General features: G+C 52.0%; 11 protein-coding genes and 1 pseudogene. 8 read left to right on the top strand and 4 right to left on the bottom strand.

Features of this window, described 5'->3' with window-relative positions; genetic code table 11:
* From MVK60_RS08740 to MVK60_RS08725, 4 genes and pseudogenes are all read right to left on the bottom strand, one after another.
* A pseudogene (locus MVK60_RS08740) lies at positions 1-306 on the bottom strand (hypothetical protein); the annotation flags it as partial.
* Positions 307-340: 34 nt separating this feature from the next.
* A complete protein-coding gene (locus tag MVK60_RS08735) occupies positions 341-1,549 on the bottom strand; it encodes a hypothetical protein (RefSeq protein ID WP_297438503.1) in 1,209 nt (402 codons plus the stop codon).
* A 165-nt stretch (positions 1,550-1,714) separates the two neighbouring features.
* Positions 1,715-2,791, bottom strand: a complete 1,077-nt coding sequence (locus MVK60_RS08730) for a Xaa-Pro peptidase family protein (protein ID WP_297438505.1) — start codon at positions 2,789-2,791, stop codon at positions 1,715-1,717.
* A gap of 48 nt (positions 2,792-2,839) precedes the next feature.
* Positions 2,840-3,484 carry a phosphatase PAP2 family protein gene (locus MVK60_RS08725; protein ID WP_297438501.1) on the bottom strand — a complete coding sequence of 215 codons (645 nt, stop codon included), beginning with the start codon at positions 3,482-3,484 and terminating at the stop codon, positions 2,840-2,842.
* A gap of 119 nt (positions 3,485-3,603) precedes the next feature.
* Between MVK60_RS08725 and MVK60_RS08720 the strand changes: the two genes are divergently transcribed.
* From MVK60_RS08720 to MVK60_RS08685, 8 genes are all read left to right on the top strand, one after another.
* On the top strand, positions 3,604-4,188 hold the full coding sequence (locus tag MVK60_RS08720; RefSeq protein WP_297438499.1) for a 50S ribosomal protein L15e: 585 nt from the start codon (positions 3,604-3,606) through the stop codon (positions 4,186-4,188).
* Between the two features lie 254 nt (positions 4,189-4,442).
* Entirely contained in the window at positions 4,443-4,664 is a 222-nt protein-coding gene (locus MVK60_RS08715; RefSeq protein WP_297438497.1) for a hypothetical protein, read from the top strand.
* Positions 4,665-4,667: 3 nt separating this feature from the next.
* Positions 4,668-5,324: a hypothetical protein gene (locus MVK60_RS08710; protein WP_297438495.1), complete on the top strand. Its 657-nt coding sequence runs from the start codon at positions 4,668-4,670 to the stop codon at positions 5,322-5,324.
* A gap of 11 nt (positions 5,325-5,335) precedes the next feature.
* Entirely contained in the window at positions 5,336-6,547 is a 1,212-nt protein-coding gene (locus MVK60_RS08705) for a hypothetical protein (RefSeq protein WP_297438493.1), read from the top strand.
* Positions 6,548-6,563: 16 nt separating this feature from the next.
* Complete coding sequence (locus MVK60_RS08700; protein WP_297438491.1) at positions 6,564-6,809, top strand: hypothetical protein; 246 nt, start codon at positions 6,564-6,566, stop codon at positions 6,807-6,809.
* 9 nt (positions 6,810-6,818) lie between these two features.
* Positions 6,819-8,051: a hypothetical protein gene (locus tag MVK60_RS08695; RefSeq protein ID WP_297438489.1), complete on the top strand. Its 1,233-nt coding sequence runs from the start codon at positions 6,819-6,821 to the stop codon at positions 8,049-8,051.
* Positions 8,052-8,053: 2 nt separating this feature from the next.
* Positions 8,054-8,377, top strand: a complete 324-nt coding sequence (locus tag MVK60_RS08690) for a DUF4855 domain-containing protein (protein WP_297438487.1) — start codon at positions 8,054-8,056, stop codon at positions 8,375-8,377.
* A 16-nt stretch (positions 8,378-8,393) separates the two neighbouring features.
* Complete coding sequence (locus MVK60_RS08685) at positions 8,394-9,521, top strand: hypothetical protein (protein WP_297438485.1); 1,128 nt, start codon at positions 8,394-8,396, stop codon at positions 9,519-9,521.
* Positions 9,522-9,631: the final 110 nt, after the last annotated feature.

The raw sequence follows: 9,631 nt of genomic DNA, 5'->3' as shown, positions 1-9,631 counted from the left end.
GACGGCTCCCTCAGTTTTGAGGAATTCTGGAGTCGAATATGTCACGTTTACTATCCCCACGTTCCCGGTTTCGATTATCAGCTGTCCGTTTCGGGTCGTGTACTGCAGTGGGCTCCCGTTCTCATCTGTGACGAGGAGATCACTGTAGTTCCCGGGCAGTGGGATAACCACCTGTGTTGTGTACTCCTGAACAGGTACCTGAACGTTCACCACCACATATCCGTCGCTGTACGGGGTTAGTGTTATGTTTGTTGCACTAACTAGGGGAACCGCAAACAGTAGCAGGGTGATTGGTATCCACTTCATTTTCATCACCGCAGGCGGAAAATAAAAGGGGACGTTAACCGTGGTGAAGTATGAACTCGTCCACCTGATGCAGGAGGTCAAGGGTTATTGCGAAATGGATCTTTGCCTCGGCAGGCTTTCCGTGCCGGAGAAGCTCAATTCCCAGCTTGAACTCCTGGACGGCGGCCTTCAGCTGGAGCCCCGCTTTCTTGGTGTCAACCCCTTTTCTGTGCAGTTCGCGGAGTGCTCTGGCGTCCTTCTCGATATGGTTGCTGGTTTCACGGAGGAACGCCTTAACGTCACGCATCCTCTCCTGAACTTCCGCTTCACCCGCCTTTTTTCTTAGGAAACCCAGGGCCATGTAGAATTCCTTTATAGTTTTGCTGTTCTGCATCATGGTGTTAAGGGCTCCGGTGTAGTTTCCCTGGTCTGCCAGTTCTTTAACCTGCTCGTAAACGGTTTGGAAGGCTTCCAGTCGTTCCTGAAGTTCGGTGGTGTTCCTGTCGGTTTCGTTGACCCTCTCGATCACGCGCTGGGTGAAGTTTATTGCCCTTCCACCCTTCTCCAGGAATGCCTCCACTATCCCCTTTGCGTTGTGATATGCGAGCTCCTTCCTGATCCTGCCGAGGTCGGTGTCTAGCTGGGTCTTGAAACTTCTGGCCCTCTTCAGGTCTGTCTTCGCCTTGTCAAAGTTCCCCGCCTTCACATCCTCTAGGACCATCCCGTAGGCTTTCTCCGTCTGGTTAAGAAGCTGAGTCACGTTGCCCACATTGAGACCCTGTCTCCCGGCCGTCGTGATGATGCGCTCCGCCATCCTGAAGTACCCCTTCATCCTCTCAACCTCTGCGGGAAGCCTCTCCCTAAGCTCGTTCCTTCCGCTCTTTATCCTCTGAAGAACCGCCCTGTAGTGGTGCATGGCTATGATCCCCTCCGTGGTGGCCTCGCAGTAGTCACCCTCTTTGTACGCGTTGATGGCCCTATCCTTGTACTCCTCAGCCATCCGGTACTGCTCCATTATACTGGAGTTGTCCGGTAGTGTGACTCTGCTCAGTATTCTACCCGTTATGTTGCTGAGCTTTTCAATTGCCGTTATTATGTGTCCTGCCACGATCTGTTCCTGGGTCGTGTTCTCGATCTCCGGGGGCAGGTTGCCGTTACCGGTGGTGTTCGTCGTGGTGGTGTTTGCAGCTGCCGTTGTTAGGCCCGCCGGGATGGGGGCCCCGACGAGCAGCCCTATGATCAACCAGGCTCTCAGCCGTCTCATGGGTATCACCTCGACGTCACATGTGTTCAACTCCTATTTTAGGAACGCGGTGGAAAGAACGTTCCAGAACGTTCCATAAGGCTTAATATACTTTTTCAAGCCGGTTCTTGGACAACAGGGGTTCTGACGGTATTGATAGAAGATGAGAAACGTTCAGAAACGTCTTCAGAGCACCACGAGTTCGCGGTCCGCCTTGGTCAATCGCTTCCCCCTACCCTCCTTCACCACAACATCGTCCTCTATCCTCACTCCCCCAAGACCAGGAACGTAGACGCCGGGTTCTATCGTGAAGGTCATTCCCTCCCTCAGAGTCACTTCCCCATCCGGTCCGATGAAAGGCTCCTCGTGGACGTCAAGACCCAGACCATGGCCTGTCCTGTGGGTGAAGTACCCGCCGTAGCCGGCTTTCTCTATCGTCTCCCTCGCGGCCCCGTCCACATCCCTCGCGAGAGCACCCTCACGGACGGCCCTGTATGCTCTCTCCTGTGCATCCTTGACAATTTCGTATATTTCGAGCAGCTTTTCGTTTGGCCTTCCCAGGGCTATCGTCCGCGTTATATCCGAGCAGTACCCCTCCACTTTTGCACCGTAGTCTATGATGACAAAATCCCCCTTCCGAAGTCTCCTGCTGCCCGGAAGATGATGGGGGTTCGCCCCGTTCTCTCCGCTCGCCACTATCGGCTCAAAGGATAACCCATTTGAGAGTTCCCTGATAAGCAGTTCAATCTTCAAAGCGAGATCTCTCTCGCGCATTCCAATGAACTCTAGGTTCAGTATCTCCTCGAAGACCCTATCGGCAACCTTGGCTGCTCTTTCCATGAGACGTATTTCCGCCGGGTCTTTTCTCATCCTCAGCATCCTCATCAGGAGGTTCAGATGATAGAACTCGAAGTTCCCGTTGCCCAGTTTTATAACGTTTATCAGCCAGTCGGAACGCATTGTATTTTCCACGAGGATCCTGCCGCTTGAAAGTTCGAGCTCTCCGAGTATCCATGCCAGTTTTTCATAGGGGTTCTCCCCATCTCGCCAGAAGGTCACCGGGAAGTCCCGGATGGTGTTCTCGTAGAGGCTCGGTGCCAGGAGCTGGTACTCCCCATCCGAGTTAACGACCAGCAGCGTGATTCTCTCACCGGATTCGTGGATATGAAGGCCCGTCAGGTGATAGAGGTTTGTTCCAGGGCTTATTAAAGCACCGTCAAATTCGTTCTCTCTCATAAGCCGGACCAGTTTTTCAATCCGCACATCAGTCACCGCCATTTACTTCAATACATTTGATATAAACATAGCGCCTTATCCTGTTTGCCGGATGTACCGATGCACCAGGAACCCCAGAATAATCCCTGTGATGGCGTCCCATACCCAGTGTTCGGCGAGAAGAACCGTCGCAGGGGGAATGAGGGCTATCCACAAAGCCAGCACCCTGGCGGGCCATTCCCTGCGTCTCCACAGTGCAAGGAAGCTTATCGTCGCGATGGTGCAGTGGGGTGATGGGAGTACAAACTGGGGCCGGGCCTGCCAGCCGTTGGGAGCGTACCTCTCGGGAAGTCCAGGATAGACGTAATGGGGAGCGTTTACGTTGGCCACCGCAAAGATGACCGCGAGAAGGGTGAATGCGGTCGCGTAGCCGAGCACGAGCTTTCTCGCTCGTGGAACGTCTCCAGCGAGTAGAACGTATCCGAACGTCAGCACCATCGTCCAAGTGAACCCAGTTATGTAGGCGGTTCTCATAACCACGTAGACCATGTGATGCCCTTTGGTCCACAGGAGGAGTGTGAGGACGAAGTGCCTAGAGGTTCCCGGGAGCTTCAGCAGGAGTTCATTGTAATTGATGCTCCAATGTCCGATTAGGGGATAGAGGACTCCGTAGATTGTCCAGCCCGCGTAAACCGTCAGGAACTCAAGCATCAATTTTATCCTCTGCTTTAGCATGGCCATCGTTGGGGTTATTATTCAAAAACTTTAAAAACTCGACCTCGAACCTCGACCGACTAAGCGGGTAAGCCCGCGGGATGTTCCCGTAAGGGAGAACCACAAACATGGAAGGGGTGAACGAGATGAGCATGTACAAATACATTAGGGAAGCCTGGAAGAGCCCGAAGAAGAGCTACGTGGGAGAGCTTCTCAAGGTCAGGATGATAAAGTGGAGGAGGGAGCCGGTCGTCGTCCGCGCCGAGAGACCGACCAGGCTTGACAGGGCCAGGAGCCTCGGCTATCAGGCCAAGCAGGGCTACGTGGTCGTCCGCGTCCGCGTCAGGAAGGGCGGAAGGAAGAGGCCCAGGTGGAAGGGCGGAAGGAAGCCGAGCAAGATGGGTCAGGTCAAGTACAGCCCGAAGAAGAGCCTCCAGTGGATAGCCGAGGAGAAGGCCGCTCGTAAGTTCCCGAACCTTGAGGTCCTCAACAGCTACTGGGTCGGCGAGGACGGAATGTACAGGTGGTTCGAGGTCATAATGGTCGACCCGCACCACCCGGTCATCAAGGCCGACCCAAAGATAGCCTGGATTGCAGGCAAGGCCCACAAGGGTCGCGTCTTCCGTGGGCTCACCTCAGCAGGCAGGAAGAGTCGCGGCCTGAGGAACAAGGGCAAAGGAGCTGAAAAGGTCAGGCCCAGCATAAGGGCCAACAAGGGCAGGGGCAAGTGATTCAATCTTCTTTTAATTACTCCCTTTGAAAGCTTGAATCCCCTTTTGGATTTTCCCCGGTTTTTTGTTCCTACTCGCTGCATCTTCGTGCAACTCCCTTGCTTGGGCTTCCTTTGAACTATTCTAAATGGAAAACTGAAGTTAGAACGAATTTACACTTAGAAAAAATAAGGAAGGACTTTTACTTAAGATAAAAGGAAAAGCTTATAAAGGTTTGGTGGAAAGCAAATAGTGGAAACTTTGGAGGTGGCACCATGGCCGCATATGCGCTGTGGTATTTTAAACCACAAAACGGAAACTATGCGACCTTTGAGACAAATGTGCTGATCTCCGATCTGGGTGATCTTGGATTTGATTACATGATAGCTCTCCATGCCCTTGGCAAAGATGGGGAGTACGGGCAGATACCTATGGGTGGCTATTCATACGATGACGGCTACAACGACGGCAAGGGCCTTGCGCAGTGGCTTGAGTAGGAGGTGAACCCGGGACTTCCCTATCTCGTCGAGATTCCTGTGCTCGTTGGGGACGGTAAGGAGCAGTGGGCCCTCTTTGAGAATTCCAATTACACAATAAAACCCGCCGTCAGGGGTCTCGATTACTGGCGTGGATGGGTTGATGGCGTTTACACGCACACCGGTGGACTGCAGAGGGGTTTCTACTGGAATCTGGAGTTCGCTTGGCAGGTCGTCAGAGAAGTTGTCTACGAAGAGGATATCAGCACATTGTCCGACAAGATTATAGACTGGGGCCAGCAGTTTATCTGGATACCCAGCACCCATGGGGATATAAGCTGGGAACACACGGACATAAAAACCCTTTCAAAGTACTTCACGTATATCTTTGCCCAGTCAAACTACTACCAGGGGAAGACGACGGATTTGGGCGCATGGTTCAGCAGTTTTAAGAATTTCAGGGACAGCAATCACCTAAACAACCTCTTCATGGAGATGGAATGCGATGGGAGAGTACAAACGGGGGATGAAGAACATAACATTCCCCCTGAGACATTCATACACCGGGCCTGCGATTATGTGCAGTACGCCAATAACTTCCCGCATAGAGCGTATTACTATGGAACGAACATAAAGAACCTCATAATAGTTAAGAGTCACTGCCCCGATTACATCGGATAAGGGGATTGAAAATGTCAAAGCCTAAGTTCCTTGCCGCCCTCGTGGTCTTTTCTCTTCTCTTCATCTCCGGGAGTGTTCATGCTGAAGGCGGAGGAAGTTACGTCAAGGTCGAGATGCTCGCCCTCAACATGACAGTGCTCCCTGGTTCGGGGGATGCCATCGCGGTCGTTCATGCGAAAATGTACGAATGGGTTCCGGTCTTCGACAGGTTCAACTTCTCGGAACTGAACAGGTACAATCTCACCGATGTTATGTGGGATACCGTCTACATTTTCTACTTGAACTCCTCCGGAGCATACCTACTCTACAAAGGGGACGAAAAAGGGGTTCCAGAAATCCTGCACAGTGAGAAGCAGAGAACGTGGTACTTCAGGTTCCACCTTGGAGAGCTCAATCCCCTTTTCACGACCTTCCTGAGGTCCAAGGGTTACAACGTCAGCCGGAGTTCTCTGAAGGGCTACCTCGCCTTCAACGGCTCTTTAGTGTGGGCGGTTTCCAAGCTTCCATCTGATGCCACCACCACGCCCGGTTACCCTTACGTGAGGGGCATAAGGGTTGATAAACACTACCTCGCGAACTTCTCGATCAGTTATGTGGACGTGGCTTATGGAGCCAACAGTGTTCAGTACTCATGGACTGTTCAGGGAGAAATCGTGAATGAGAGCCTCGGTTTAAGCGCTCCGGTGCTCACGATGGCCGTTCCCAACCTAATCAACTGCACGGAGGGAACGTTCAAGGGGGAGGAGTACTGCTTCCCCGAGGACAAACCGAGGTGGATGTACCTCTACTACAACAACCTCAGGATTCTTTATTATGGTAATGGCTCCTGGGGAGCGGTTTATCACTGGAACCGGACGATGTTCATGCCCTGGACGGGATGGGACGAACTGACCGGGGGCAAAGTCCCCTCCAACAGAACTGTTCACCTTATGGGCGAGGAGCTCATTCCGCTAAACTCGATGGCTGGATTTAGTGAGTATGGAGTTGCCTTCTACAACTTCACGGCCAATAGGATCCGGACGTCCCCTCTGCTCAAGATATCGAAGAATCCTTCCACCTTGGAGCCCACGAGCGACGTGAAGATCTTCAGGTCGGTTTTTTCTCCTGTGGGAAACCAAAGTAGTGAACCGGAAAGGGTCGCGCTGGGAAATGCTTTAATTGGCATCGTCCTTGGCCTTATAACCGGGGCCATTATCGGATACCTGCTTGGTAGGAGGCGGTAACTTGAAGATTAGAGTGATGATGACTCTCTTGCTGCTCTTTTCTTTCCTCTTCCTTCCCCCCGTCTCATCAGCTGGAAATCTCGAGATTATCAATGTTTACTCCCTCAGTGATAGGGCCGCATTCATCGTCATGAACACGAGCAACGATCAGCTGATGGAGTTGATCTATGAGAACGGGAGCTTCACGGGAGCACGCCCCCTGAACTTCAGCTGGAAGGAATTCTCCCCGATACACTGGAACGGGGTTTACTGGCTCCTCTAGGAGGGTGTGGTGGGACGGGTTGGGCTTTACATTTACAATAGTTCGCTTAAGCACGTCATCACGTTTGAGCATGGCAGTATATGTACTGGCAACGACCTCAGAATCCAGTGGAATGGGGAGGAGTACCTCCTGAAGTTCCTGAAGGGCAGTCCAAACGACAACCCTGCCACAGGGGAGTGCTACTACCTTACGGAGATGTATCTTCTCCTGAACGACAGATTAATCCCCCTGAACGTCTCTGGAGACATGAGTTGGATACCGGTTCTAAGGGAATGGATTGCGATGGGAGAAAAAATTTCCCTTATCAATGAAACCGGAAGCACGCTGTTCCTCAACATCTCAACTCCCCATCTGAACGCCACAAGGCCTCGGGTGTACAACAGTGGCATTGCTTACAACGGCAACAAGATATGGCTTTCTCTAACGTGGGGCTGGGATTACGAAGATGTCAGCCACGTGAAGATTTACCTGCTTGGAAAGGGCACTGTGAGGGAAGTTTACTCCGGGGAGGTTCCCGGCATCACCTCTTCGGGAGCGATGATCTGGAACGGTATTCCCCTCTTCTTCCAGAGTGTAACACTTCCCGGATACAGCGGACTCAACATCACTGTTTTGGCATTCAACGGGACCGAGCTTTCAAGGGTTGGGATGTTCAATGAATGCAGTCAGCTCACTCCAGTATCACTCAGCGGACGCGCTTTCATTCTCTGTATGGCTATTGGAGGGAGGAGGCGATTAACGACGATGAAGCTGTTCTCCATCACGGGGGGAAGGAAGGAGCTATTAAGGACTTTCACGACGAGCGGTTACCCTCGCATCTACGGCGTTGAAGAGTTCCAAGGTTTTTCGGCTTTCGAGGAACGTAATGATTCCAGCCTAATACTCTACACCAATGACTCCATCCTGCTCTTCAACTCCACTACTGTTATGAACCTGCTTACTGGAGAAAAAATTCCCCTTCCCGCCAACCTGAAAGAGAGGAACTATCGTGTGAGCTACTGCTGTGGTGGATGGATACTCTTCACGAAGAGTGAATCGTACACTTTAAAAGGCGGGAAGTTCGCAGAACTGAAACTCGCCATCCCCCATCGGAGGGAAACAACTACTGAGAATCTCAGTTCCCCAGGGAGCACTCAAACCGGGGATAATACTATTATCCCACCAAAAGAAGCACTTGCACTCCTCCTCATCACCACTGTAGGAGGCGCCCTGCTCCTCCATGCACTACATAGGAGGCGGTAACGTTGGAGAACACGGATATTGAAGCCCCGAGCAGGTACTTCACGCATGTTTTTGCTCAGCCAAACTACTACCAAGGGAAGACCACAGATTTTGATGAGTGGTATTACCTCTTCAAATCCTTTAGAGATGGGCATAATCTTAACAATATGGAGATGGAGTGCGACGGTGGAGTTAAAAATTCAGAGACATTAAAAGAGCGGGCCTGTGAATACATCCAATATGCCAAGAACTTCCCGCATAGAGCGTATTACTACGGAACTGACATAATGAATTTGGAAATCATGGAGGATTACTGCCATGCACGTGGTAAGAATTACATATTTTAATCTTATGGTGCTTGTGTTGCTCCTTTCTCTCTTTTTAACTCCCTACGCGAGCGGAGCCGCTTACGGGGGGATTATAATAACCAACTCCGGCTGGAACACCGGCTTGGACTCCGCGTTCCTTGCCATCAGGGTCTATCGCGTGGAAACTGGACGTCCGAACTTCACCCTCCCTCGCTACGGCATTCCATATCCCCCGATAAGGTACCCTCCGGCCAGGGGCTGGTGGAACAACTGGACGGAATACCTGTTCTACATCAACGGCTCCGGGGCATACCTCGTGGAGACGATTACCCCGGATTCCCCTTCCCCTGTGCTGTCCACGTTTCCCTGGTATATTCACCAGGGCTCTTGGCATTTCTCTTGGTACATAATCCTTGACCATAACGCGACAAGTCTGCCTCTTCACCCCCGGCATGCAATCGGAATCTATCGCTTCAACGGGAGCTGTCTGGAGAGTGCAGCCGTGGAAAACTCGGCGAAGTTTCCCTGGGAGTTGCAGGGGACGACGTTTACAGTGATAGAGGACTACGGAAGCTATATGCTTTTTGATCCCGAAGCTAAGGGCTCCCTTGGGTGGACTCCGTTCAATGTCTCCAAGGGGCTGTTGAATAAGTACTTCGGTCCGAACACGACGAGACACTCTGTATTTGGGGCAGTTTTTCTGAACCGCAGTGCGATTCTTATAGTTCCTTACGAGGGGTTCTTTGAGGGAAATAGTGGTTATTACCTGTTGAAGCCGGTGGAGTTCTATGCCGCCGGATATAATTACACCGCTGTTGAGACGTACTCGAACTGGACCGAAATGCCCTCTTATGGCGTTATCCTCTATCCTCACGGCTTCATACCCCTGCTGAGGTACGACCCAACGAAACTAGGCCAGGTAATCTTAACACCGAACGTCAAACCCTTCAGACCCCCATTCTGCAGGAACAAAGAGGAAAACTCCAGTGGCACGACTGTAACCCTTGAAAGTCCCCTTCCTCAAACTCTTACCAGGACACAAGGCGCTTTGGAGGTTCCTGAGACTTCTAAGATCCCCTTGGATGGTCAAGTTTTGCTCGGCGGGATAGCTGGCGTTGGGATTGGATTGGTGATTGGAATGATACTAAGACACGGGAGGGGGCGTCATGAAAAGAGGGATTAAACTCCTCGCGGGTTCAGCACTGTTCCTCCTGCTCGTTATCCCGACGGTTGCGGCCGGTAAGGTCGTTGATGGTATAAACGTCGTGACCAGTGTCTCTCCGGGGGAGGATG

Origin of the sequence: Thermococcus sp. (genome assembly GCF_026988555.1) — an archaeon.
GTDB lineage: Archaea > Methanobacteriota_B > Thermococci > Thermococcales > Thermococcaceae > Thermococcus.
This window is presented reverse-complemented; position numbering and strand designations above follow the sequence as displayed.